Consider the following 25,340-nt stretch of genomic DNA (forward strand, 5'->3'; position numbering starts at 1 on the left):
CGTTCTCATTTTCTTTTTGACCGTCGCTGATTACATGGCCTTATACTCGTTCCAACTCTTGATTTTCAGATCCTTCATCTCCAGCGTGCAGAAGGCTTGGATGAATGCTTTGGCCAAGCGGGCATTGGTCAGCAAGCCAACTCCGAAGTCCACGGCAGTACGGCGGATCTTGTAGTCGTTGTCCAGCTCGCCCTTCGAGAGGTTCTTGGGGATGTTGATTACCAGGTCGATTTTCTTCTCCTTGAGGTAGGTCAGCACGTTGGGCTCCTGGTGGTCGTCGGGCCAGAAGACGAGGGAGCTGGGCACGTTGTGTTCGGCAAAGAAGCGGTGCGTACCCTGCGTGGCGTAGATGCTGTAGCCACTTTGCACCAGCAGCCGCGCTGATTCCAGCAGCGCAATCTTGGAGATGATGGGACCGCTGGAAATCAGCACCGATTTCTGCGGAATTTTATAGCCCACGCTCAGCATCGATTTCAGCAGGGCTTCCTCGGCCGTGTCGCCCAGGCAGCCTACCTCGCCGGTGCTCACCATGTCCACACGCAGTACGGGGTCGGCGCCGGGCAGACGGGTAAACGAGAACTGGGGTGCCTTCACGCCCACGAAGGGCAGGTCGTAGACCAGCTCGCTCGCGTCACGCTCCACTTTCTTGCCCAGCAGCACCTGGGTGGCTTTCTTGATTAGGTTGTTGCCCGATACTTTCGACACGAACGGGAAGGAGCGTGAGGCGCGGATGTTGCACTCAATCACCCGGATTTCGCGGTTTTTCTCCAGGAACTGGATGTTGAACGGCCCGCTGATTTCGTAGCGCTTGGCAATCTTCTCGGCAATGATTTTGAGTTTGCGCACGGTGCCCACGTACACGCGCTGGGGCGGGTAGTACATGGTGGCGTCGCCGGAATGCACGCCGGCAAACTCCACGTGCTCGGAAATGGCGTAGCTCACGATTTCGCCCTTGTCGGCCACCGCGTCCAGCTCAATTTCCTTGGCTTCCTGGATAAACTCCGACACCACCACCGGGTACTCGGCGCTTACTTCGGTAGCCGCTTTCAAGAACGACTCCATCTCAAACGCGTTGGAAACCACGTTCATCGCCGCTCCCGACAGCACGTAGCTCGGACGAATCAGCACGGGGTAGCCGACCTCGCCCACAAACTCGAACATTGCCTCCAGGGAAGTCAGCTCCTTCCACCGGGGCTGCCCAATGCCCAGTTCATCCATGATGCTGCTGAACTTGTGGCGGTTCTCGGCTTCATCAATGCGGGCTGGGGCAGTACCCAAAATAGGCGCATTGGCATCGGCCAAACGAGTAGCCAAGTTGTTCGGAATCTGGCCGCCGGTGCTCAGAATGACGCCGTTGGGCTGCTCGAACTCCAGAATATCCATCACCCGCTCGAAGCTCAGCTCCTCGAAGTACAACCGGTCCGAAACGTCGTAGTCAGTGCTTACGGTTTCAGGGTTGTAGTTGATGATGATGGTTTTGTAGCCCTCTTCGGCGGCCGTTTGCACGGCATTTACGCCGCACCAGTCGAACTCCACGGAGCTGCCGATGCGGTACACGCCCGAGCCCAGCACCACGATGGACTTGTCGGTTTCCGGCGCGAGGTCGTTTTCGGTGCCGTGATAGGTGCTGTAGAGGTAGTTGGTTTTGGCCGGAAATTCAGCGGCCAGCGTGTCAATCTGCTTGATGACCGGCAGCACACCCAGGGCCTTGCGTCGGGCCCGTACCAACAGCTCGTCGGCTTTCACGTCGCCTTCGCCCAGCACCTTCACCGCAATCTGCTGGTCCGAGAAACCGGCTTTTTTCACGTCGCGCAGCAGCTTGGTTTCCAGTGCATCCAAGCCGTTGCCCCGCTTGGCGGCGAGTTGGTTGCCCAGCTCAAAAATGGTAAGCAGGCGCTGCAAAAACCACAGGTCAATCTTGGTCAGGTCATGCACCTGCTTGATGGTATAGCCCGCCTCGAAGGCCAGATTGATGGCAAAGATGCGCTCCTCGTTCGGCTCGCTCAGTAGCTTGTCAATCGTGGCATTATCCACCTGCTCGGGCTTGTTGGCCACGAAGCCGCGCTTGCCAGTATCCAGCATGCGCAGGCCCTTCTGAATGGCTTCCTCGAAGGATTTGCCGATGGCCATTACTTCGCCCACGCTCTTCATGGCCGAGCCAATCTGCCGGTTCACGCCCTCAAACTTGCCCAAATCCCAGCGGGGCAGCTTCACCACGACGTAGTCCAGGGCCGGCTCGAAGAAGGCCGAAGTCGTCTGCGTCACACTATTCTTCAGCTCCGACAAAGAGTAGCCCAAGCTCAGCTTAGCCGCCACAAACGCCAGCGGGTAGCCCGTAGCCTTGGAAGCCAGCGCCGAGGAGCGCGACAACCGGGCATTCACCTCAATCACGCGGTAATCTTCCGAAACGGGGTCGAGAGCGTACTGAATGTTGCACTCGCCCACAATGCCGAGGTGGCGGATGGTTTTGATGCCGATGCTGCGCAGCTTGTGGTACTCCCGGTTGCTCAAGGTCTGCGACGGGGCCACCACGATGCTCTCCCCGGTGTGAATCCCGATGGGGTCGAAGTTCTCCATGTTGCAGACGGTGATGCAGTTGTCGTAGGCATCCCGCACCACTTCGTACTCCACTTCCTTCCAACCTTTCAACGACTCTTCCACCAGAATTTGGTCGGAGGTGGTGAAGGATTTTTGGGCCAGGGTGCGTAGCTCGTCCATGTTGTTGGCGAAACCGCTACCGAGGCCACCCAGCGCAAACGCCGCCCGCACGATGATGGGGAAGCCGATTTTCTCGGCCGCGGCCAGCGCGTCGTCCATGTTGGTCACGGCCACGCTGCGGGCCGAGAGTACGCCAATCTGGTCGAGCTTCTCCTTGAAAATATCCCGGTCCTCGGTGTCGATGATGGCTTGCACGGGCGTACCCAGCACCTGCACGTTGTACTTCTCAAACACTCCGGCGCGGTACAGCGCCACGGCGCAGTTCAGGGCCGTTTGGCCCCCAAACGCCACCAAAATGCCATCGGGCTGCTCCTTCTTGATGACTTCCTCCACAAAGTAGGGCGTCACGGGCAGGAAGTACACGTCGTCGGCAATGTCGTCCGACGTCTGCACGGTGGCAATGTTGGGGTTGATGAGGATGGTGCGGATGCCTTCCTCTTTCAGGGCCTTGAGAGCCTGGGAGCCGGAGTAATCGAACTCACCGGCCTCGCCAATTTTTAGCGCGCCGGAACCGAGGATGAGAACTTTCTGTGGTTTTTTCATTCTAAGGGTTGAGGTAACAGGCCGCTGGTGCGGTCATGTTAAAAGGCAGTCGTGCTAAGTCGGCCACAGCCGGTTGTTGTAGGTGAGAGAAGTTTTTATTCGGTAAAGACAGTGTCACTTTTCACTATTTGCCACTCACCCGACGGGCGCCTGGCCATCCAAAGCCTGACGGTGGCATCGGCCCGCTCACCATCCAAGAAAAATCGGAAGGAGAGCGAATCTTTTGTGGCGCCGAGCTTCTCCACCTTAAAGTTTTTGGAGGTTATGTGTCCTGTCCTACCTATAATCCGAGGTGAAACCCGAGCCGAACTCATGGCCTTGTTAATCAAATTGGCTGGCTCACCCAGTACGGCTTTCAAAATCGTCTTCTGGCCCATGTTCCTGACGAAGTAGAACCCCGCGAAAGCCAAAGCACCCAACAGCACATATCCCCAGTTCGGAAAGCCTCTACGTTTTTCTTGCATAAGAGCAGTGCGTTGGGAAGTGATGAATAACTGAACGTTATGCTGAGTGGAGCCGAAGTATCTCTACCGATTCGTTGAGCTAGTAGATTTTAGCAACTAAATCAAGCTTACAGATTGATATCAGGTATCTAGCTCGAAAATATTTTCACGGCACTCATTATCAGAAAAGCAGACTGGATGAGCACAGCCATACTTAAAGAAATATTAAGCCACTTCTCCTTGAAACCTATGCCCTTGTATGGAACCAAGGCTATGATAGCCCCGATAGTAAAGCTTATAAATTGAATGCCAAAAAGCAGTGCTCTAATGGTGGCACCCTGCATTTCAGTGCTGTTACCTGCAACTACTCTACCTTCCAACGTACGGCCGTCACCAACTGCAAAATTGCTCATCAACAGATTTAGTACGGCTAGAATAGCTAATGCAATAAGTTGTTTTTTATTCGTACTACTCATGTTTACAAACCAATAGATTCTGTGCTAAGACAACCCAACAAAGCGGTAGAGATGCTTCGGCAAGCTCAGCATGACGGGCGGAAGCTGAGGCGTGCTAAGCCAGCCTACTTCGCTGCTTTGTGCTCGGCCACGGCTTTCAGGAAGTCGTCGAACAGATACTCCGTATCCTGGGGGCCGCCGGCGGCTTCGGGGTGGAACTGGGTGGAGAAGAACGGCTTGGTTTTGTGCTTGATGCCTTCGCAGGTGCCGTCGTTGAGGTTTTCGAATAGCATGGTCCACTCGGCGGGCAGGGTATCGGTATCAACTGCGAAGCCGTGGTTTTGGCTGGTGATATAGCATTGCTGGGTGCCGGTGAGTTTCACGGGCTGGTTATGGCTGCGGTGGCCGTATTTCAGCTTGAAGGTGTCGCCGCCCGCGGCCAGGCCCATGAGCTGGGAGCCCAAGCAGATGCCGAAGATGGGTTTGTCCTGGCTTAGCGCGGTTTGCAGGTGGCCGATGGTGGCGGTGCACATTTTCGGGTCGCCGGGGCCGTTGCTCAGGAACAGGCCGTCGTAATCGAGAGTCGTGAAGTCGTAGTCCCAGGGCACCCGGATCAGCTCCACGTCGCGCTCCAGGAAGCAGCGGATGATGTTGGTTTTGGTGCCGCAGTCTACCAGCACGATTTTGTGCTGGCCCGTGCCGTAGTGCTGCACGCCCTGGGGGCTCACCTGGGCCACCAGGTTTTCCAGGTTGGGGTCGTGCAGCGGTACGTCCTGCTCAGCCACAATCTTGCCGAGCATAGCGCCCTTCTCGCGCAGCTTCTTGGTGAGCATGCGGGTATCTACCCCGAAGATGCCGGGGATGTTGTACTCCGCCAGCCAGTCGCCCAGGCTCTTGGCAGCGTTCCAGTGGCTGTGCTCCTCGGAGTAGTAGTTCACCACCAAACCGGCAATGTGAATCTTGTCCGACTCGAAGATCTTCGAAATCGACTCGTACAGCTCCTCGCCCGGCACTCCGTAGTTACCCACCATGGGGTAGGTCAGCACCAGAATCTGCCCGGCGAAGGACGGGTCGGTGAGGTTTTCGGGGTAGCCGGTCATGGCCGTGCTGAATACCACCTCGCCCGCGGCGGAGGTGAAGGCGCCGAACGACTGGCCCTGGATTTCAGTACCGTCTTCGAGGATGAGTTTTACCGATTTAGCGTTTTCCACTCTGTTATGCGAAAAAGGGTTTACTCTGATGATTGATTTTCTGCGGTAAGCCGAGCATGCAGCTGCCAGGCCCGTTTCCGGAGGCGGCAGCTGCGCCTGGTCGCCCGCGCAACGCGGGTCGGAAACGGATTATCGGCGAGACATGGGGCCGGGCGTGTAGCGGGGCGCAACAGAGCTGCGGGCAGGATTTGCAACCGTCCGGATACAATTTCGGCTGGAACAGAACCGAATACCGGGGGTCTATTCCAGCCGAACAATGACTTAAGCCAAACGGGAGAGAAAGAAACTAGATCAATCGGTCCCGCACCCTGCCACTTCCAAATGTCAGGCATCGGAAAGTCGGGCGGGCACAACTGCTGGAAGGAAAAGGGGGAGGCTGTTCTTTCAGGGAAAGAACCGGCCGGTTGCTGCGCAGGAGTCACCAATGGCAGCGGGCAGCTTGTCAGAAGGGGAGCGTGGCTCGGTAACTTCAGGGTGCTACTCATTGGGGCTGCAAGTTAGGCCACAGGTCGTTTACTTTTTCACTTCGACCGGAATTAATGCGTATAGCGCCTGTAAAAACCGGTCTACCTCGGCCTTGGTGATATTCAGCGGGGGCAGCAGGCGCAGCACCGTGGGGTCGGAGGCGTTGCCCACGAAAATGTGGTGCTCCGCCAGCAGCTGGTCGCGCAGGTCCTTGATGGGGAAGTCGTACTTGATGCCTACCATCAGGCCCCGGCCCCGGATTTCCTCGGCCCCGGCGTGGGCTTCCAGTTCCGTGCGCAGGTAGTCGCCCAGCTCGGCAGCGTGCTGCACCAGGTTTTCCTGCTCAATGACTTCCAGCACGGCCAGCGCGGCGGCGCAGGCCAGGTGGTTGCCGCCGAACGTGGTGCCCAGCAAGCCATAGGAGGCCTTCAGCTCGGGGGCAATCAGGATGCCGCCGATGGGGAAGCCGTTGCCCATGCCTTTCGCTACAGAAATAACATCGGGCCGGATGCCGGCGTGCTGGTGGGCGAAGAACTTGCCGCTGCGGCCGTAACCGCTCTGCACCTCATCAGCTAGCAGCAGCGCGCCGTATTGTTTGGTCAGCGCGGCCAGCCCCTGCAGGAACTCGTCGGACGGCATTATGATGCCGCCCACGCCCTGAATCGGCTCGATGATAACGGCGCAGACGTCGCCCGCCTTTAGGGCCGTTTCTACCGCCGCCAAATCGTATTCGAGAAAACTGATATGGTGCCCGGCGTTGAAAGGCGCCACGATTTTGGCGTTATCGGTGGCGGCTACTGCGCCCGAGGTGCGGCCGTGAAACGCGCCCCGGAATGCTATGACACGCTTTTTGCCGGTGTGGAAGGAAGCCAGCTTCAGTGCATTCTCGTTGGCCTCGGCCCCGGAGTTGCACAGAAACAGCGTGTAGTACTCGTAGCCCGACACCCGGCCCAGCTTCTCGGCCAGTTCCCGCTGAATCGGAATCTGCACCGAGTTGGAGTAGAAGCCGATGTTGCCGAGTTGCTCGGTCAGGCGCTGCACGTAGTGCGGGTGGCTGTGGCCGATGCTGATAACAGCGTGCCCGCCGTAAAAATCCAGGTACTCCTGGCCTTTGTCGTCCCAGAGTTTCGCCCCCAGCGCCTTCACGGGCGTGATGTTGACGAGCGGATACACGTTGAAAAGCTCCATGGTTGTTGCGGTAATTCCAGTGTTCCCAGGGTTGAAACCCTGGGCTAGTCAGCGAAAAAACGAAATAGAAGAAGCAGCCGGACGCTACGTAGCCCAGGGCTTCAGCCCTGGGACATCCGCGCCACTAGCATCAGTTAAAACAGCCCGGCCTTCAGCCCCAAGCCCGTCGTTTCGGGCAGGCCGAAGATGAGGTTCATGTTCTGCACGGCCTGGCCGGAAGCGCCTTTTACCAGGTTGTCGATTACCGAGGTGATGAGCAGCTGCTTGCCGAGTTTCTGCACGTGCAGCAGGCACTTATTGGTGTTGACTACCTGCTTGAGGTGCACTTCCTTGTCCGACACCGTGGTGAACGGGGCGTCCTGGTAGAACTGATGGTACAGCGCGCGGGCCTCGTCCTGAGTCAAATCCGACGGCGTGTAGACGCTGGCGAAGATGCCCCGGGTGAAGTTGCCGCGGTACGGGATGAAGTGGATGTCCACGTCCAGCTCGTGCTGCAGCAGCCGCGCCAGGCTCTCCCCTATCTCGCTCAAATGCTGGTGCGTGAAAGGCTTGTAGATGGACACGTTGTTGGTGCGCCACGAGAAATGCACCGTCTCCGAGAGGCTCTGCCCCGCGCCCGTGCTGCCCGTAATGGCCGAAACGTGCACGTCGTCCTGGAGCTTGCCGGCCTGGGCCAGCGGCAGCAGCGCCAGCTGAATGGCCGTGGCGAAGCAGCCGGGGTTGGCAATGTTCTGGGCCTGCTGGATGCGGCTCTTGTTCAACTCCGGCAGTCCGTACACAAACTCCCGACCTTCAAACTCGGCGTCGGCTTCCAGGCGGAAGTCGTTGCTCAGGTCGATGACGTGGGTGGTTTCGGGTAGCGGGTTCTGGGTCAGCCAGGCCTTGGAATTGCCGTGGCCCAGGCACAGGAACACCACGTCCTCGTCGCCCTGCAGCGCGGCCGCGAAGCGCAGCTCCGTGTCGCCCACCAGGTCGTCGTGCACTTGGTAGATGGGGTTGTCGGCGTTGGAAGAGCTTACGATGCCGCCCAGCTCCACAAACTCGTGGTGCAGCAGAATCCGCAACAGCTCCCCCGCCGTGTAGCCGGCCCCGCCGACGATACCAGCCTTAATTTTCATCGTTAAAAGAACCGTGAATCCGCAACTGGTTGCTGAAAATTTTGATGAAGCCTTTCGCGTCGCGCGAGTCCCAGGCGTTGTTCTCCTCGCCGTAGGTAGCCACCTTCGACTGCATCATATCAAACGGCGACTCCACGCCCAGCAGCTCAAACTGGTAGGGCTTTAGCGTCACGTATACCGTGCCCGACACCCGCTCCTGCGACGACTCCAGAAATGCCTCCATGTCGCGCATCACCGGGTCGAGGTACTGGGCCTCGTGCAGCAGCGTGCCGTACCAGTTGGCGATATAGTCTTTGTGCAGCAGCTGCCAGCGGCTGGACGTGTGCTTTTCCAGCAAATGGTGGCCCTTGATGAGAATCAGCGGCGCGGGCGCCTCAAAGCCTACGCGGCCCTTGATGCCCAGAATCGTGTCGCCCACGTGGGTGTCGCGGCCAATGGCGTACTGGCCGGCCAGCTCGTTGAGGGCCACAATCAGGTCTACCGGCTTCATGGTTTCGCCATTCAGGGCCACCGGCTCACCTTTCTCGAAGGTGATGCTGATTTCCTGCGGCTCGTGCTTGCTCAGCTGCGTCGGCCAGGCCGACTCGGGCAGGCCCTGGCGCGAGGTCAGGGTTTCCACACCACCCACGCTGGTGCCCCAGATACCTTTGTTGATGGAGTATTTGGCTTTTTCCCAGCTCATCTCCACCCCATTCTGCTGCAGATATTCGATTTCCTGCTGGCGCGAAAGGCCCAGGTCGCGGATGGGCGTGATGATTTCGGTGTCGGGGGAAATCACCGAGAAGGCCACGTCGAAGCGCACTTGGTCGTTGCCGGCGCCGGTGCTGCCGTGGGCAATGTAGTCGGCCTTGTTTTCGCGGGCGTACTCGGCCAGTGCCAGGCTCTGGAACATACGCTCGGCACTCACGCTCAGCGGGTACGTGTCGTTTTTGAGCACGTTGCCGGCCAGCAGGTAGCGCAGGCACTGCTGGTAGAACCGGTCCGTTACGTCAATCACCTCGTGGCGCGTGGAGCCCATTTCGTAGGCGCGCTGCTCGATGCCGGCCAGTTCCTCCTGCGAGAATCCGCCCGAGTTGACAATCACCGTGTGGACTTCTAAACCCAGCTCCCGGGTCAGGTGAACCACGCAATAAGACGTATCCAAGCCGCCGCTGTAGGCGAGAACTACTTTTTTCATGGAGTGCTGAAAATTATGAGAACGTCATGCTGAGCGAAACCGAAGCATCTCTACCTCTGGCTAACTCAGTTGTGATAACGAAACGGTAGCGATGCTTCGGCTTCGCTCAGCATGACTGTCAGTTATGCTTTTTGGCCTTCTTGGCTCAGAATTTCAATGGATTGCTGCGTGAAACTATCGTCCAGATTATCGTACACCATGCCGGTGCAGAGGCACATTTTGCGCTGGTTTTCCATCAGGATGCCGTAGTTTTTGCAGCTGGAGCAGCCCTTCCAGAAGTCGTCTGACTGCGTGAGCTCGGGGAAGGTCACGGGGCGGTAGCCCAGCTCGTTGTTGATCTTCATCACGGCCGCGGAGGTGGTGATACCGAAGATCTTAGCCGCCGGGTACTTGGTGCGCGACAGCTCAAACACGCGGTGCTTGATGGCGCGGCCCAGGCCTTCCTTGCGCAGCTCGGTGTTCACAATCAGCCCCGAGTTCACCACGAATTTCGCGTCCTCGAAAGTTTCGATGTAGCAGAAACCCGCCAGCTGGTCATCGATGAAGGCAATGATGGCATCACCCTTTTCCATCTTCTTAATCAGATAGTTAGGATCACGCTTGGCAATGCCGACGCCGCGGGTTTTGGCGGATTCGGCATACCACTGGCAAAGGGTTTCCACATACTGCGCATCGGCAGCATTGGCGACTCGTAGAATCATGATCAGGACTCGGTTAGCGGCCGGGTTCAGGCGGCCGCACACTCGGAAAGACAAAAAAAGGGAGGGAGCAGGCGAGGCTGCGCGGGCTCCAGCGGCGAGGGACGGAAGCGTCAAAAACCCGAAGGTGAAGTGGGCCGATCTGGCCGGGGAGCGGGGCGTTCCGGCGGGGGGCCGGAATAAGTCACACTGGAAGTTACACTCGGACTAAGGTCGGTTGATTCGTGAAGCGTCTCTTGGGGTGGGCTCCGGAGGGAGGACCCGGCGTCGGTTCGCGGTAGAGGCGGAACCCGGACGTACTATTGCAGCCAGCGGTTAAGCTGGCATGATTCGCACGACCAGTCTAGGTCGTCGCAGAAGCGCAATAGAAGAGAGTTGAATCATGACGGGTGCCGCGGGGCGGCGAGGGAGTGTTTTCACGGTTTAAATCGTTTAAACCGCTAAATCGTTGCAAAACTAGAGGATTTTTTTCGGAAACTTTGCCGCTCCGGGAGCAAAATAAATTTCTTAACAGTGCGGCCGCTCGGTTGCGGCCGGGGCCCGATGAGCCTCATTTTGGCAGCGTACGGCGCGCAATGCCGCATTTCTCCCTACTTGCATCCTATGAGCGAAGGCCTGAAAATTTTTAAAATCGGGGGCGGTATTATTGATGATGACGCCCAGCTGCAGCGGTTTCTGCGGGAGCTGGCGCAAGTGCCGGGCCGCAAAATACTGGTGCACGGCGGCGGCAAAGGCGCCAGCCAGATGCTGCGCGACCTGGGCCAGGAACCCCAGATGGTGCAGGGCCGCCGCATCACCGACGCGGCCACCCTCGACATCGTGACCATGTTCTACGCCGGCAAAACCAACAAGCAGGTGGTGGCCAGCCTGCAGGCCGCGGGCGTGAATGCGCTGGGTTTGTCGGGAGCCGACGGCAACGCCATCCGGGCCGTGCGGCGGCCGGTGAAGGACATCGACTACGGCTTTGTGGGCGACCTGCCGGCCGATGCCGTGAACGTGCCCCTACTGCGCCAGTTGCTGGAAACCGGCCTGCTGCCCGTATTCTGCGCCATCACCCACGACGGCGCAGGCCAACTGCTCAACACCAACGCCGACACCATTGCCAGCGTGCTGGCCTGCGCCCTGGCTCCGCACTACGCCGTGGAACTGCACTACTGTTTCGAGAAGGACGGCGTGCTACGCGACGTGGATGATGACGCCTCTGTGATTCCGCAGATTACCGCCGCCGAGTATCAGCAGCTGAAGGCCGCGGGCGTCATTGCGGCCGGCATGGTGCCCAAGCTGGATAACGCCTTTGCCGCCCTGGAAGCCGGCGTGGAGCGGGTGGTTATCGAGCACGCCCTGCGCATCAACGAGCCCGTAAAAACCGTGCTATGCCGGAGCTAACCGCCCTCACCAACGACGCCATTGAGCTGCTGACCCAGCTGGTGCAGACGCCCTCCTTCTCGCGGGAAGAAGACCAGACGGCCGAGCTGATTTTTCGGTTTCTGGCGTTCCGGGGGGCCCGCCCCCAGCGCGATGCCAACAACGTATGGGCCGTTTCAAAACACTTCGACCCGGCCCGGCCCACCATCCTGCTCAACTCCCACCACGATACGGTGAAGCCCGGCGCATCCTGGACCGCCGACCCGTTCGGGGCCACGGTGGCAGGCGACCGGCTGACCGGCCTGGGCAGCAACGACGCGGGGGCTTCGGCGGTGAGTCTGCTGGCCACGTTCCTCTACTTCCACGAGCAGGAGAATCTGCCCTACAACCTCATCTGTGCCATTACGGCCGAGGAGGAAGTATCGGGCGCGAACGGAATTCGGCGGCTGCTGCCGCTGCTGCCCAAGATTGACCTGGGCATCGTGGGCGAACCGACGCAGATGGACCTGGCTGTGGCCGAGAAGGGCCTCGTGGTGCTCGACTGCGTGGCCCACGGCCGCACCGGACACGCCGCCCGTGAGGAAGGCGAAAACGCCCTCTACAAAGCCCTCGACGACGTGCAGCGCCTGCGCGACTACCGGTTCGAGCGGGTTTCGGAGCTGCTGGGCCCGGTGAAGCTGACGGTAACGCAGCTGCAGGCCGGCACCCAGCACAACGTGGTGCCTGACCGCTGCACCTTCGTGGCCGACGTGCGTACCAACGAGCTGTACACCAACCAGGAAGTGGTGGAACTCGTGCGCGGCCTCATCGGGGCCGAGGTGACGCCGCGCTCCACCCACCTCAACTCCTCGCGCATCCCGCTCACGCACCCGCTGGTGCAGCACGGCGTGGCGCTGGGCCGCCGTACCTTCGGCTCCGTCACCCTCTCTGACCAGTCGATGATGCCCTTCACCACCGTCAAAATCGGCCCCGGCGACTCCGCCCGCTCCCATACGCCCGACGAGTACATCCTGCTCAGCGAAATCCGCGCCGGCGTGCAGGGGTACGTGGAGCTGCTGGACGGGCTGGAGCTGTGAGAATATTGTAGATAAAAGACCGTCATGCTGAGCGCAGCGGAGCGGAGTCGAAGCATCTCTACCGCTTTGTTGAGTTAGCATTGCAACGAAGCGGTAGAGATGCTTCGACAAGTTCAGCATGACGTTCCAACGTTCATCAACCACCCCTAGCCCTCTCCGCTTGATGCGCGGAATTTTCCAAGGAGGGGAACTAGCTTTTAGCAGCAACTGAACATGAAAATCTGGGATAAAGGCATTGCCGTTGACAAGAAAATCGAACAGTTCACTGTCGGGCGCGACCGGGAGCTGGATATGTACTTGGCGCAGTTTGACGTGCAGGCGTCGCGGGCCCAGACCAACATGCTGGCCGCCGCGGGCCTGATTTCTGCCGCGGAAAACCAGCAACTGCAGCAGGGCTTGCAGGAACTGGCCGCCCAACTGGAAGCCGGCACGTTCACCATCGGCGAGGACTTCGAGGACGTGCACTCCAAAATCGAGTCCTACCTGACCGAGCACTACGGCGACGCGGGCAAGAAAATTCACACCGCCCGCTCCCGCAACGACCAGGTGCTGACCGCCATTCAGCTGTTCCTGAAAGACTACACCCAGCGCGCGGCGGCCAAAACGCTGGAACTGGTGGAGGTGCTGCTGCAGAAAGCAGAGGCCCACAAAACCGACCTGATGCCGGGCTACACGCACTTCCAGGCGGCCATGCCCAGCTCGTTCGGGCTGTGGTTTTCGGCCTACGCCGAGCACCTGCTGCTGGACCTAGCTCTGTTCGAGGCGGCCCACACCGTGGCCGACCAGAATCCCCTGGGCTCGGGCGCAGGTTTCGGCTCCTCCTTCCCTATCGACCGGTTGCAGACGACGCAGGAAATGGGCTTTGGCAACTTAGCCGTGAGCAGCGTGGGAGCCCAGATGCTGCGCGGCAAAACCGAGAAAACCGTGGCATTTGCGCTGGCCGGCATGGCCGCTACCCTGGCCAAAATGAGCTACGACCTAGTGCTCTACAACGGGCAGGACATGGCCTTCGTGGAGCTGCCCAAGGAGTTTACCACCGGCAGCAGTATCATGCCCCACAAGAAAAACCCCGACGTGTTCGAGCTAATCCGGGCCCGCTGCAACGCCCTGCAAGCCTTGCCCAACACGCTCATACTAGCCACCAGCAACCTGCCCAGCGGCTACCACCGGGACTTCCAGATTCTCAAGGAAATCCTTTTCGAGCCAATGACGCAGTTTCTGGACATCCTCGACATCGTGCTGTTCGCGCTGCCCCAGCTGCGCATCAAGCCTGATTTGCTTAACCAGCCCAAGTATGACGCGGTGTTTACCGTCGAAAACATCAACCAGCTTATCCAGACCGGTACGCCCTTCCGCACGGCCTACAAGCAGGTGGGCCTGGCCGTGGAGGACGGCTCCTACGTGCCCCACAAGGAATTCCAGACTACCCACTTGGGCAGCGTGCATAACCTAGGCCTAGAAGAAATCCGGTCGAAGGTGGCGCGGTTCCGGGTGGGAAGTCGATTGATGTAGCATCAGACTGGCATATGATCGGCCCTGACCTGCCGCTATTGCCGCTTGCGCAGCCGACCTGCAAATTTCCAGAATACTAAGACAGCAGCCAGCAATTGTAGCGCTAGGCCCGTTAACAGCAAACCGTCGCCGCCGGGGTAGCGCTGACTGCGGAAGAAGGCGGCCAGCAGCACGAGAACCATACCGAGCAGCAGCAGCATAATCAGCAGACGATACGTAAGTTTCATAGAGAAGCAAGGTAAGCGGGCCGGGAGCGGGTACTGGCAAGTCGGCCCAAGGTATAGCCTGCCCGTCAAACCGCATAATAGCGGCCTCTGGCCTCACAAAAAGTCCCGCTCCTTACCGGAGCGGGACTTTTTGTGAGGCCGAATCGACATGACAGGCTAAGGCTTAGGTATCACCTGCAGCGAGTTCAAGATAAGATGGGCATTGGCTTTCCAGGCTTCCATATCCTTTTTTACGCAGTTGAATGTCACCAGCAAAAGTCGACCTTCCAGATCCGTAAAAAACAGCAAGTTATATACTTCAGTATCTGGGGCGGGAGTCAGCATTTCCAGGTAGCCCACTTGGCGGCCGTTGATGGTTTTGACCCCATGGCTATACCACACGATGTCGTCCTGCCGCAGCCTTGAGGCATAAAAAGCTCCTTCAATAGCGGACAAATCAGTCTGCGTAGCTTGCACCGGCGTCCAGTTAAAAGCCACGTTGGTAGCGCCCCGCTCATCGGTCAGCACTTCCTGCGGGGGCTTGTTGCCGGGGTATTTCAGAGCCAGCATGTCCTTGTTCATCGGCTTGAAGCCCGCGGGCACCAGCAGCGTTATGCGGCCATCTAGGAGCTCCCGTTTTTCCAAGACTGGAATTTGGGCCGCCGCTGTGCCCAAGCCAAGCAGTGTGAGCAGCAACAGTAGGAGGCAGTGACGTAGTAGGTGACAGTAAGGCATTAAGGTTGTATGACATAAAATCAGCCAGATACATCACACAAAGCCCCGACCAGTTTAGGAGTCAGGGCTCTGTGTATTTCCACTAGAGGGGAAGCTCTACTACAGGTGAATCACCTCGCCGTAAGCGGCGGCGGCGGCTTCCATAATGGCTTCGCTCATAGTGGGGTGCGGGTGCACCGCCTTGATGATTTCGTGGCCGGTGGTTTCCAGCTTACGGGCAACTACCACTTCGGCAATCATTTCGGTTACGTTGGCGCCAATCATGTGGGCGCCCAGCCACTCGCCGTACTTCTTGTCGAAGATGACTTTCACGAAGCCGTCTTTCACGCCGGCGGCCGAGGCTTTGCCGGAAGCCGAGAACGGAAATTTGCCCACCAGAATGTCATAGCCCTGCTTTTTGGCTTCGGCTTCGGTGAGGCCTACTGAGGCAATTTCTGGCGAGGCGTAGGTGCAGCCGGGAATGTTCTGGTAGTTGAGCGGCTCAGGATGGTGGCCGGCAATTTTCTCGACGCAGATGATGCCTTCGGCTGAGGCAACGTGGGCCAGCGCGGGGCCAGGCACGATGTCGCCGATGGCGTAGATGCCGGGCACGTTGGTCTGGTAGAAGTCGTCGACGATAACACGGCCTTTCTCCACCTTGATGCCCAGCTCTTCGATACCGATGTTTTCGAGGTTGGTTTGCACGCCCACGGCGCTCAGCACCACGTCGCACTCAATCTGCTGGTCGCCTTTGGCCGTTTTCACGGTCACGGTGCAGCCGGCACCGCTGGTGTCCACCTTGGTCACTTCGGCCGAGGTCAGCACGTTCACGCCGATTTTCTTGAACGACTTTTCCATCTGCCGGCTCACTTCCTCGTCTTCCACGGGCACGATGCGGGGCAGGTATTCCACCACCGTCACCTCCGAACCCATGGTGCGGTAGAAGTAGGCAAACTCCACGCCGATGGCGCCGGAACCCACTACCACGAGGCGCTTGGGCAGCTCGGGCATCACCATGGCTTGGCGGTAGCCGATGATTTTCTTGTTGTCGACGGGCATGGTGGGCAACTCGCGCGAGCGGGCGCCGGTGGCCAGAATGATGCTCTTGGCCTCCACGGTTTCCTTGGTGCCGTCGGCTTTGGTGAGTTCCACTTTGCCGGGGGCCAGCAGCTTGCCGGTGCCCATCAGGGCGTCGATTTTATTCTTTTTGAACAGGAAGTTGATACCCTTGCTCATGCCATCAGCCACACCGCGGCTGCGCTTGATAACAGCGTCAAAATCGTAGCCCACGCCTTCGGCTTTGAGGCCATAATCGGCGGCGTGGTTGAGGTATTCAAACACCTGGGCGCTTTTGAGCAGAGCTTTGGTAGGAATGCAGCCCCAGTTGAGGCAGATGCCGCCGAGCGACTCCCGCTCGATAACGCCGACTTTCAGACCAAGCTGCGAAGCCCGGATAGCAGCCACGTAGCCACCGGGGCCGCTGCCGACAACGACCAGGTCGTATTGCAATGCCATGTTGTTGTACTTGAGGGTGAGATAGGGAAACCCGCGCCGGGCACGGACCCCATTGGTGGGGCTCGGCAAAGATAGGCAGGCGGCGCAACTCGCCAACCTGCCTGCTTTTGTGTGCGCCGCCGGGTGCAACAGGCATAAATTCTTGCCACCGTATATCCGTTCTGGTAGCGCTGCCGTAGAAGGCCCGACTGGCTTTTTACGGCCTATTGCATTCTTTTTCGCTCTCTTGCCATGACTCACCGTTACGCATCTCTCCTCTCCATTGCCGGCAGCCTGCTTTTCTTTTCGCAGTGTGCTACCACCGTCGAAACCGATAAGCCTACTGCTACTGCCCAGCGTGCCATGCGCCAAGAAGTAGCTACCCCACGCGCCGCCGACAGCACCGGCACTGCTCTTTCGGCTTCTACCGTAACGCTACCCGAAGCACCTTCTTCGGTGGAAGCGGCTGCTCCCAAAACCAGCGCCGACTACCGCAAGGCTATTAAGGTAGCCGATGCCACGCTGGCCAGCAAACCCCGCGACTTTGATGCTGTGCTGACTCGCGCCAAGGCCAAAAGCCACCTCAAGGACTACAACGACGCCATTGCCGACTACAACTTTGCCGCTCGCCTGCAGCCCAAGAACGCCGAAGTGTACTACAACCGAGGCCTGAACCGCCTCAAGCTGAAGCAATACACGGCGGCCATTTCCGACTTCAGCAAAGCCACCCGCTACAACCCTGCTGACAAGGAAGCCTTCTTTGGCCGGGGCGCGGCGCGCATGCAGATGTTCCAATTCAAAACCGCCATTCCGGACTTCACCAAGGCTATTGAGCTGGACCCCACCTACGCCGACGCCTACGAGTACCGCGGCATCAGCTTCTCGTCTATTAACAAGCCTAACGAGGCCAAAGCTGACCTCGAAAAAGCGACTCAACTCAACCCTGCCGCTGTGAAAAGTCTGCGCCGCTACGCCGGGAAATAGTGATGGGGTAAAAAAACGTCATTCCGAGCTTGTCGAGGAATCTCGCTAGTGTGGTAAACCTAATGATTACTACGCTAGCGAGATTCCTCGGCAAGCTCGGAATGACGTTCTGCTTTCATCCTTCCGCCCCATCAACCTTTCACTATTCACTCCATCACCTCATCACTTTCCCCCAAACAGCAGCTTCAGGTAGAAACTTGGCTGACGCACCCGGGCGCGCATATCCAGGTCCAGGAACATCATGGAGAGGGTTTCAGCCAGCGTGGGGTTGCGGGCGGCGCGGTTGGCCACAAAGTTGAACAGCCACGGATAGTCGAGCAGCTTCTGCATGGCGCGGCTCAAGCGTAGCTCCTGCCCCAGGCGGTTATACACGGCAGTATCATAGCCGCGCAGGAAAGCCGGCGCGAAATTCTGGGCTGCTAGTGCCCGCCCGGCCCAGTCGGCGGCGTGCCTTCCCGACACCATGGCGTGGCTGATACCTTCGCCGGTAAACGGGTCGATGAGCGACGCAGCATCGCCGAGCAGCAGGTAGCTTGGGCCCGACAGGACGCGTCGTTTGGAGCCCAGCGGCAGCCCAAAGCCGCGCACTGGTCCCAGCCGCTCAGCCTCAGCAAATCGGTCTTTCAAGGCCGGGTGCGTGGCCAGGATTTCCGAGAGCCGCTCCCGCAGATTCACTTTTTTCTTTGATACGGCTTCCGTAAGCATACCCACACCCACGTTAGCCTCGCCGTTGGGCAGCGGAAACACCCACAGATAACCGGGGAGGAAGTCTTTGATGAAGTGCAGCTCAATGAAGTTGTCGGGGTGCAGGCCGCGCACGCCACGGTAGTAAGCGCGCAGCCCAGCGCAATGGTGGGCCGGTTCCAGCGCGTGTCCGGCAATCTGGCGCGCAAACCCCGACTGTGCCCCGTTGGCCACGAGCAGCAGACGCGCCAGGGCTACAGGAGTGCCATCGGCGGCTTTTAGAAGCCAACGGCCATCAGGTTGCTGCTCGGGCTGCACTACCTCCACCCCTTCCCGAAAGTCAATTTCCGGACGCTGGCGTACTTCTTCAATCAGGAAATTATCGAAGTCAATCCGCTTGCTGATGTGGCCGGCGGCCGGGTCGGTGGCCGGATTGTAGTTGTACTTGAATGGCACCGTGAGCTTGCGGCCGTTGGGCGCGTAGAAGTCGATGCCCCAGCTGGGTATTTGCGTGGCCAGCGTTTCCAGGCGGGCGGGCAGCGTGGCATCAATCCGTTTTAGCTCGACCAGCACCTTACCGCTGAGGGCGTCGCCGCACACTTTGTCGCGCGGAAAAGTGGCGCGGTCCAGAAGCAGGCAGGGCTGGCCGGCGTTGGCGAGGTGCAGCGCGGCAGTGGCGCCACCAGGGCCGGCCCCCAGAATGCAGATGTCGGTTTCGAGCACGAGTTGATTTTTAAGAGCTGATTCTCGGCTTTTTGTCTGCAAAAACCGGAATTCAGCCACGAAGATGGCAACTTGCCTGCACTCCTGCGTGTTCAGCTCGTCTATTCATCCCGAATACTACCAACCCAAATCCAAAAACCTATCTTCGCCGCATGACTAAACTGCTCGACGGAAAAGTGGCCCTCATTACGGGCGCTTCCAAAGGAATCGGCCGCGCAATAGCGGTATATTTTGCCCAACAGGGCGCTCAGGTAGCTTTCACGTATCTCTCAAGCGTAGAGAAAGGCCAGCAGCTCGAAGAAGAACTCGCCGCGCACGGCTCCAAGGTAAAGGGCTTCCGCTCCGACGCTTCGGTGTATGCCGAAGCTGAGAAGCTGGTAGAAGATGTGGTGGCGGAGTTTGGCAAGCTGGATATTCTGGTGAATAACGCCGGTATCACGCAGGATGGCCTGCTGATGCGCATGAGCGAGCAGCAGTGGGACCAAGTGCTGGCCGTGAACCTGAAATCGGTGTTCAACCTGACCAAAGCCGCCACCAAGCCCATGATGCGCGCCAAAGCTGGCAGCATCATCAACATGAGCTCGGTCGTAGGTATCAAAGGCAACGCGGGCCAGAGCAATTATGCGGCGTCCAAATCGGGCATAATCGGCTTCACGAAGTCGGTGGCGCTGGAGTTGGGTTCGCGCAATATCCGCTGCAATGCGGTGGCGCCCGGCTTCATCGAAACTGAAATGACCGATGCCCTCGACCCCAAGCAGGTGGACGAGTGGCGCAAGGCCATTCCGCTGAAGCGCGGCGGCACGCCCGAAGACGTGGCCAAAGCCACCGCCTTCCTCGCCTCCGACGACAGCAGCTACATCACCGGGCAAGTACTGCAGGTGGATGGCGGCATGCTGACGTAAATCAGTCGCTTTTATTGACGACAGCACTTCATGCTGCGCTTATCGAAATACACACTGTGAGCTACTCAATCAGCTCACTGAAGCGGTGGAGCCATTTCGATAAACGCAGCATGAAGTGCTTTTTTCTGTTCTGCCATGAATCGTAAGCGTAGCCTGTTGGTTGTGGTCCTGCTACTGGTAGTGGCGTATGGAATGTACCCGCACATAAAGCGCCTAATACAGCGCCCCGCCGGACGAATGCAGGCGGAGCTTACTACGCTGAGACTGTCGTTGAAGCTGCACGAAGGCGACCTGATTTTTCAGACCTCGCAGTCGGCGCAGAGCCAGGCCATCCAGCTGGCCACTCACTCCCCTTACAGCCACTGCGGCATGCTGTTGCGGCAGGGCGGCGAGTGGCAGGTGCTGGAAGCCGTGCAACCGGTGAGCATCACGCCCATGGAGCAGTGGATTGCGCGCGGCAAAAATCAACACTTTGTGGTGAAGCGCCTGCGCGACGCCGACCAGGTGCTCACGCCTACCGTCGTGCGCCGCCTCCGAGATGCCGGCCGGCGCTACTGGGGCAAGCCCTATGACCTGTATTTCGGGTGGTCCGACGAGCGGCTATACTGCTCCGAGTTGGTGTGGAAAGTCTACCAGGAGGTGACCGGCCGACAGATTGGCCAGCTGCAACGGCTACGTGAGTTTGACCTCTCCCACCCTGCTGTGCAGGCCAAACTGCGCGAGCGGTACGGCCGCCAGCTTCCACTTGATGAACTGGTGATTTCGCCGGTGCGGATGTTTGAAAGTCCGGAGTTGGTAGAGATACGGTAGACTAACAACTACTTCTCCGTCACCCGAATGGGGGTAGTAGGCAAGCCATACGCCTGCATCACCTGCTTTGCCTGCTCTGGGGTCAGATGCTTTAGAGGCAGTTGCTGCAGTACTACGTCCTCGGGTGCGGAGGAACGCATGATGAGCACACCAAATACTTCCTTCTTGGTTTCTAGGTCCAGGTTTTTGCCGGTGCAGTACGCATTGTAGGCATTCGCAACGGTGGTCAGAATGTCGATTTCCTTGTCCGGGTTCTGGTCCTTCTGAAAATCTGCTATCCACTGTTCCCGGCTACTGGGGTCCACCTCCCGAAAGGAAGTAACCAGATAATCTATCTTTTCTAACTGCTGGCGGGTGAGGGAGTCGCTCACTACCGGGCCGGGCTGCACTTCCTGCGGGCTGGCTTCTACCACTGTTTCCTTAGGTGCTTCGCTCTGGCAGGCCTGAAGCAAAACAAAACCCACTGACAGCAAGAAATATATCTTTTTCATTCGAGAAGCATTGAAGCATAGAGCAAGCAAGACGGGGCTCAACCAGTGCCCAAGATATCCGGAATGCAGCAGAACCTATCGGTCTGCTGATGTCGGGAGCTTCCGGCCCCGGCCATAAGTCCCTAACTTCGCCGCATAACCCGTTATTCGGGATGCATGGCCCAAAGCAAGCAACTTCCCACCTTGGTTAGGAGTTCTTGGGTTCCCACTGATACTATTCTCGTCTTTGATTTCTGTCGCTGCTTCTCCCTGGTTGATTCTGCTGTGCCTGCTGGTGGGTGCAGGCTATGCGGCCCTGCTGTACTCGGCGAAGGCGCCTTGGAGCCGGGGCCTGAACTACGGATTGGCCGCGTTGCGTTTTGTGGTCGTGAGCTTGCTCTGCTTCCTGCTCCTCTCCCCGTTCATCAAAACCACCAGCAATACCACCGAAAAGCCCACCATCGTGCTGGCCGTCGACAACTCGCAGTCGGTGGGGCTGTTTACGCCGGCGTCGGTGCTGCAGCAAGCTACCACTGGGCTGCAACAGCTAGAAACCGCGCTGCGGGCCAAAGGCTTCGAGGTGGAGACTCGCCCGCTGGGCGGCCCTGTTGCCCGCCCCGACTCGCTGCGCTTCACGGCTCCGGCCACTGACCTCAACGGCCTGCTCAACAGCGTGCGCGAAACCTACGACGGGCGCAATCTAGCCGGCGTGGTACTGCTCTCCGACGGCATCGTGAACCAGGGCCAGTCGCCGACTTACTCCGAGTTCAGCTTCCCGATTTACAGCGTAGCCGTCGGCGACACGATACCAAAGAAGGATCTGAGCCTGCCTGCTCTAAACTATAACCGTGTCGCGTTTAGCGGCAACCGGTTCCCTATCGAAGCCGATATCAGCTACGACGGTTTTGCGGGCGGCACGGCTGTGGTGCAGCTGCGCGAAAACGGCCGCGTGCTCCAGACGCAGCGAGTAGCGTTGCCGGCAGGCCGGCGGCGCACCAAAGCCACGTTCACGGTAGTCGCGCCAGCGCCCGGCAAGCGCCGCTACGAAGTGGTAATTGAGCAGCAGGCTGGCGAATTCACGGCACTCAATAACAGCAAGTTTGCCTACATCGAAATAGTGAAAGGCAAGCTGCGCGTGCTGCTGGCCGGCGCCGCCCCACACCCCGACCTGAAAGCCCTGCGCGCGGCCATCCAGCAAAACGACAATTTCGACCTGATTACGTATCTGCCCGGCATCAGCCCACTGAAAGCCGGCCAGGACTACGATGTGGCCATTTTGCACCAGCTACCGGCCCGCACCGGCGAAGGCGCTGAAGTGCTGGCTCAGGTGCGCAGCCGCCGAATTCCGGCGCTTTACGTGCTGGGCGCACAGTCTGATTTCAACGCCTACAATGCCCTTGGAACCGGCCTTACGGTGCAGCCGCGCGGTAGCCAGACCGACGACGTGACGCCTGTACTTAACCCGAGTTTTTCGCGGTTTTCGTTTGAAGAAGACGCGCAACGGCGCTTTGCATCCTATCCGCCCGCGCCAGTGCCATTTGGCGACTACCGGCTGGGTGGCGGGGCCGAGGCGGCGCTGTTTCAGCAGGTAGGCCGCCTCAAAACCCAGAAGCCGCTGCTGATATTTGGCGGCTCGCCGCAGCAGCGCCAGGCTACGCTGCTCACGGATGGCAGCTGGCAGTGGCGCCTGCAGGAAGCCGTGGAGCACAACGACCAGCCCCAGGCCTACGACCGGATGGTGAACCGCACCCTGCAGCTTCTGACGCAGAATGCCAACAAGAAGCGCCTCGACGTGTACCCTACGCAGGATGCCTTCAGCAGCCAGGACGACGTGACCTTCGCGGCCGAAACCTACAACGCCATTTTCGAGCGGATCTACGGCCAGCAAATCACACTTACGCTCACCGACGAGCAGCAGAAGACCCGCACCTTCACTTACACCAATGCTGAGGATGGCGCGCCGCTGCACCTGGGCTCGTTGCCGGGCGGACTCTACCGCTACGCGGCCCGCGCCACGCTTTCGGGGCAGGCACAGCAGGACCGCGGCGAAGTGCTGGTGCAGGAGCAGCAGCTAGAAGCCCTGCAAAGCCGCGCCGACCACAACCTGCTCTACCAGCTGGCTCGGCGCAGCGGCTCACGGCTCTACTATCCGCAGCAGTTTCAGCAGCTGACCGACGACATCCTGAAGGCCGACTACAAGCCAATAATCTACGCGCAGGAAGACCTGAAAGACCTCATCAATCTGAAGTGGCTGTTCTTCCTGATTCTGACCCTGGTTACGGGCGAATGGGCGACGCGTAAGTATTCGGGCAGCGTGTAGCCTAGATGCGGCTTTCCGCGCCGGCTAAAAGTTGATGCTACATCGGGCCGGCTTCTTGGTACCTTTGCGCCATGCGCTACATTCTGCTCAACAAGCCCTACGAAGTTCTCACCCAGTTTACCGACGAAGCCGGCCGGCAAACGCTCAAGGATTTCGTGGCCGTACCCAACATCTACCCGGTTGGCCGCCTCGACTATGACTCCGAAGGCCTCGTGCTGCTCACTGACGACAAGCAGCTGCAGCACCGCCTCTCGGAGCCACGCTTTAAGGTGCCGAAAACGTATTGGGTGCAGGTAGAAGGCATTCCGACTGAAGAAGCGCTGGAGAACCTGCGCCGCGGCGTAGACCTGAAAACCGGCTACACCACGCCTGCAGAGGTGGCGCTGCTCTCCGATGCCCCTCAGCTCTGGGAACGAAGCAAACCAGTCCGGTTCCGGGCCAACATTCCTACCAGCTGGGTCCAGATTCGCATTTCGCAGGGCATGAACCGGCAGGTGCGCAAGATGACGGCCGCCGTGGGCTACCCTACCTTGCGCCTCGTGCGTGCTAGCATTGCCGACATGGAAGTAGGGGCGCTGCAACCCGGCAAATGGCGCGAGCTGACCACCGACGAAGTGCAGGCCCTGCGCGAAGACATGGCCGCCCAGACGGCCGCGGCCGGCACCTTCAAAACGCCCAACAAAGGCACCGAATACTGGCCCGGAGGCGTCCGGCCAGCATCCGCCAAAAGCGGCCAGAATAGCGCTGGCGGCTACAACCGGGGCGGCTTTGGCGGCCAGGGCAGCGCCAAAAACGCGGGCAGTACCGGCGGCCGCGACGCGGGCCGCAGCGGCACGTTTAACGCAAAACCCGCAGGCGGCAAGTCATCTGGCAACTCCATTCCGGGCAAAACCGGCAGCAAGCCTGGCCCTAAGTCGGCGGGGCGTGGCGCGGGCCGCAAGCCGGGCCCGGCAGGCGGCGGACGTTCCGGCGGGCGCGGCTAGTGGCAGGCCGGATGCCGCGCTGGCGGCAGGCAATACTGCTCCTGGGCATAGTGTTTCTGGCAATGAACGTAGTGGCGGCTTTCCACGCGTGGCGCTTTACGCACTTCGTGGTGGAAGCCGGCCCCCACACCGACAACCCCGAGCAGCTGACGGCACCGCAGAAACTGTGGGTGCTGCTGACCGGCATCAAAAACCCTAAGCCTGCCAATCAGGCCCGCCCCGACTTTCCGTACGTTACGTTGTACCTGTCCAGTCCCAACGGACGGCTGGAATCGTGGTATAGCGCCGTGCCGGAGCCGCGGGGCACCGTGGCGCTGTTTCATGGCTACATCAGCTCCAAAAGCAAGCTTCTGACCGAAGCCGCCACCTTTCGCCGCCTCGGCTACAACGTACTACTCACCGATTTTGCCGGTAATGGCGGCTCGGCGGGCAACATCTGCACCGTGGGCTACCATGAGGCGGAAGACGTAGCCGCCGTTATGCGTTGGCTGCAGCGGCGACCCGGCGCGGTATATATCTATGCCAATTCTATGGGCGCCGTGGCCACGTTGCGAGCAGAAGCGGAGCTGGGCGTGCGGCCCACTGCCAACGTGCTAGAATGCCCCTATGGCTCCATGCTGCAGACTGCCCAGAGCCGCTTCCGCTCCATGCACGTCCCGTCCTTCCCGATGGCCAACCTGCTGGTGTTCTGGGGCGGCCTGGAAAACAACTTCTGGGCCTTCGACCTCGACGCCACTGCCTACTCTGCGCGCACCTCTACTCCCACCCTGCTCCTGTGGGGCAAAGCCGACCCGCGTGTAACCCGCTCCGAAACCGATGCCATTTATGCTGCCCTGCGCGGCCCTAAGCAGCGGCAGGACTTCCCGCGCTCCGGCCACGAGCCATACTGGTGGAAGCATAAGGCGCTGTGGGAACAAACGATTCAGGATTACCTAGGCCAGCAGTAGCCTGCCCTGCTGTCAGCATATCCCGCTTGCCGAATTTCCGTAAAAGCCAGTCCGTCGCAGATTTTTCCCTGGCATTCTCGCAAAGTGACAATCTGTCACGAAAAAAGGCTTTTTCAGGGGCTGGTACGCGTCTT

At 59.3% G+C, this 25,340-nt stretch carries 22 protein-coding genes; 9 read left to right on the top strand and 13 right to left on the bottom strand.

The genetic code is table 11. The annotated features are described in order from the left end of the window. Positions 1-30: 30 nt before the first annotated feature. From carB to H4317_RS14020, 8 genes are all read right to left on the bottom strand, one after another. Positions 31-3,261: a carbamoyl-phosphate synthase (glutamine-hydrolyzing) large subunit gene (gene carB, locus H4317_RS13985; protein WP_185887197.1), complete on the bottom strand. Its 3,231-nt coding sequence runs from the start codon at positions 3,259-3,261 to the stop codon at positions 31-33. Between the two features lie 95 nt (positions 3,262-3,356). Beyond that, positions 3,357-3,725, bottom strand: coding sequence for a hypothetical protein (locus tag H4317_RS13990; RefSeq protein ID WP_185887198.1), 369 nt, complete (start codon positions 3,723-3,725; stop codon positions 3,357-3,359). A 128-nt stretch (positions 3,726-3,853) separates the two neighbouring features. Further along, complete coding sequence (locus H4317_RS13995; protein ID WP_185887199.1) at positions 3,854-4,180, bottom strand: hypothetical protein; 327 nt, start codon at positions 4,178-4,180, stop codon at positions 3,854-3,856. A gap of 104 nt (positions 4,181-4,284) precedes the next feature. Continuing rightward, the gene (gene carA, locus H4317_RS14000) at positions 4,285-5,370 is read right to left on the bottom strand and encodes a glutamine-hydrolyzing carbamoyl-phosphate synthase small subunit (protein WP_185887200.1); all 1,086 of its coding nucleotides are present in this window, start codon (positions 5,368-5,370) and stop codon (positions 4,285-4,287) included. Positions 5,371-5,883: 513 nt separating this feature from the next. Beyond that, a complete protein-coding gene (locus H4317_RS14005; protein ID WP_185887201.1) occupies positions 5,884-7,023 on the bottom strand; it encodes an aspartate aminotransferase family protein in 1,140 nt (379 codons plus the stop codon). A gap of 134 nt (positions 7,024-7,157) precedes the next feature. After that, on the bottom strand, positions 7,158-8,141 hold the full coding sequence (gene argC, locus H4317_RS14010) for an N-acetyl-gamma-glutamyl-phosphate reductase (protein ID WP_185887202.1): 984 nt from the start codon (positions 8,139-8,141) through the stop codon (positions 7,158-7,160). Beyond that, on the bottom strand, positions 8,131-9,318 hold the full coding sequence (gene argG, locus H4317_RS14015) for an argininosuccinate synthase (protein WP_185887203.1): 1,188 nt from the start codon (positions 9,316-9,318) through the stop codon (positions 8,131-8,133). The genes argC and argG overlap by 11 nt, the downstream gene beginning before the upstream one ends. Before the next feature lie 122 nt (positions 9,319-9,440). Next, positions 9,441-10,073 carry a GNAT family N-acetyltransferase gene (locus H4317_RS14020; RefSeq protein ID WP_432805905.1) on the bottom strand — a complete coding sequence of 211 codons (633 nt, stop codon included), beginning with the start codon at positions 10,071-10,073 and terminating at the stop codon, positions 9,441-9,443. A 546-nt stretch (positions 10,074-10,619) separates the two neighbouring features. Here H4317_RS14020 and argB point away from each other — a divergent pair. The 3 genes from argB (at position 10,620) to argH (ending at position 13,969) form a co-directional block, all read left to right on the top strand. After that, entirely contained in the window at positions 10,620-11,402 is a 783-nt protein-coding gene (gene argB, locus H4317_RS14025) for an acetylglutamate kinase (protein WP_185887204.1), read from the top strand. Further along, positions 11,390-12,457: a M20 family metallo-hydrolase gene (locus H4317_RS14030; protein ID WP_185887205.1), complete on the top strand. Its 1,068-nt coding sequence runs from the start codon at positions 11,390-11,392 to the stop codon at positions 12,455-12,457. The genes argB and H4317_RS14030 overlap by 13 nt, the downstream gene beginning before the upstream one ends. 213 nt (positions 12,458-12,670) lie before the next feature. After that, positions 12,671-13,969: an argininosuccinate lyase gene (gene argH, locus H4317_RS14035; protein WP_185887206.1), complete on the top strand. Its 1,299-nt coding sequence runs from the start codon at positions 12,671-12,673 to the stop codon at positions 13,967-13,969. A gap of 35 nt (positions 13,970-14,004) precedes the next feature. Here argH and H4317_RS14040 read toward each other — a convergent pair whose 3' ends face one another. The 3 genes from H4317_RS14040 to lpdA form a co-directional block, all read right to left on the bottom strand. Then, positions 14,005-14,196, bottom strand: a complete 192-nt coding sequence (locus H4317_RS14040) for a hypothetical protein (protein ID WP_185887207.1) — start codon at positions 14,194-14,196, stop codon at positions 14,005-14,007. A gap of 156 nt (positions 14,197-14,352) precedes the next feature. After that, a complete protein-coding gene (locus tag H4317_RS14045; RefSeq protein ID WP_185887208.1) occupies positions 14,353-14,820 on the bottom strand; it encodes a hypothetical protein in 468 nt (155 codons plus the stop codon). 189 nt (positions 14,821-15,009) lie between these two features. After that, positions 15,010-16,404 (bottom strand): dihydrolipoyl dehydrogenase, encoded by a 1,395-nt coding sequence (gene lpdA / locus H4317_RS14050; RefSeq protein ID WP_185890052.1) that lies wholly within the window; start codon positions 16,402-16,404, stop codon positions 15,010-15,012. A gap of 231 nt (positions 16,405-16,635) precedes the next feature. Between lpdA and H4317_RS14055 the strand changes: the two genes are divergently transcribed. Beyond that, positions 16,636-17,367: a tetratricopeptide repeat protein gene (locus tag H4317_RS14055; RefSeq protein WP_185887209.1), complete on the top strand. Its 732-nt coding sequence runs from the start codon at positions 16,636-16,638 to the stop codon at positions 17,365-17,367. 162 nt (positions 17,368-17,529) lie between these two features. Here the strand turns inward: H4317_RS14055 and H4317_RS14060 are convergent, their stop codons facing one another. Next, positions 17,530-18,774 carry a geranylgeranyl reductase family protein gene (locus tag H4317_RS14060; protein ID WP_185887210.1) on the bottom strand — a complete coding sequence of 415 codons (1,245 nt, stop codon included), beginning with the start codon at positions 18,772-18,774 and terminating at the stop codon, positions 17,530-17,532. Positions 18,775-18,926: 152 nt separating this feature from the next. On the opposite strand from H4317_RS14060, the gene fabG reads away from it, so the two are divergent. Further along, entirely contained in the window at positions 18,927-19,676 is a 750-nt protein-coding gene (gene fabG / locus H4317_RS14065; RefSeq protein ID WP_185887211.1) for a 3-oxoacyl-[acyl-carrier-protein] reductase, read from the top strand. 135 nt (positions 19,677-19,811) lie between these two features. Then, the gene (locus H4317_RS14070) at positions 19,812-20,486 is read left to right on the top strand and encodes a YiiX family permuted papain-like enzyme (RefSeq protein ID WP_260625677.1); all 675 of its coding nucleotides are present in this window, start codon (positions 19,812-19,814) and stop codon (positions 20,484-20,486) included. Positions 20,487-20,494: 8 nt separating this feature from the next. On the opposite strand, the gene H4317_RS14075 is transcribed toward H4317_RS14070, so the two are convergent. Continuing rightward, positions 20,495-20,977 (bottom strand): hypothetical protein, encoded by a 483-nt coding sequence (locus H4317_RS14075; protein ID WP_185887212.1) that lies wholly within the window; start codon positions 20,975-20,977, stop codon positions 20,495-20,497. A 226-nt stretch (positions 20,978-21,203) separates the two neighbouring features. Between H4317_RS14075 and H4317_RS14080 the strand changes: the two genes are divergently transcribed. From H4317_RS14080 to H4317_RS14090, 3 genes are all read left to right on the top strand, one after another. Beyond that, entirely contained in the window at positions 21,204-23,276 is a 2,073-nt protein-coding gene (locus H4317_RS14080; protein ID WP_260625678.1) for a VWA domain-containing protein, read from the top strand. Between the two features lie 71 nt (positions 23,277-23,347). Then, positions 23,348-24,259, top strand: a complete 912-nt coding sequence (locus H4317_RS14085) for a pseudouridine synthase (protein ID WP_185887213.1) — start codon at positions 23,348-23,350, stop codon at positions 24,257-24,259. Positions 24,260-24,309: 50 nt separating this feature from the next. Next, positions 24,310-25,206, top strand: a complete 897-nt coding sequence (locus tag H4317_RS14090; protein WP_185887214.1) for an alpha/beta hydrolase — start codon at positions 24,310-24,312, stop codon at positions 25,204-25,206. Positions 25,207-25,340: the final 134 nt, after the last annotated feature.

It is taken from the genome of Hymenobacter sediminicola, assembly GCF_014250515.1.
In the GTDB taxonomy this organism is placed as follows: Bacteria; Bacteroidota; Bacteroidia; order Cytophagales; family Hymenobacteraceae; genus Hymenobacter; species Hymenobacter sediminicola.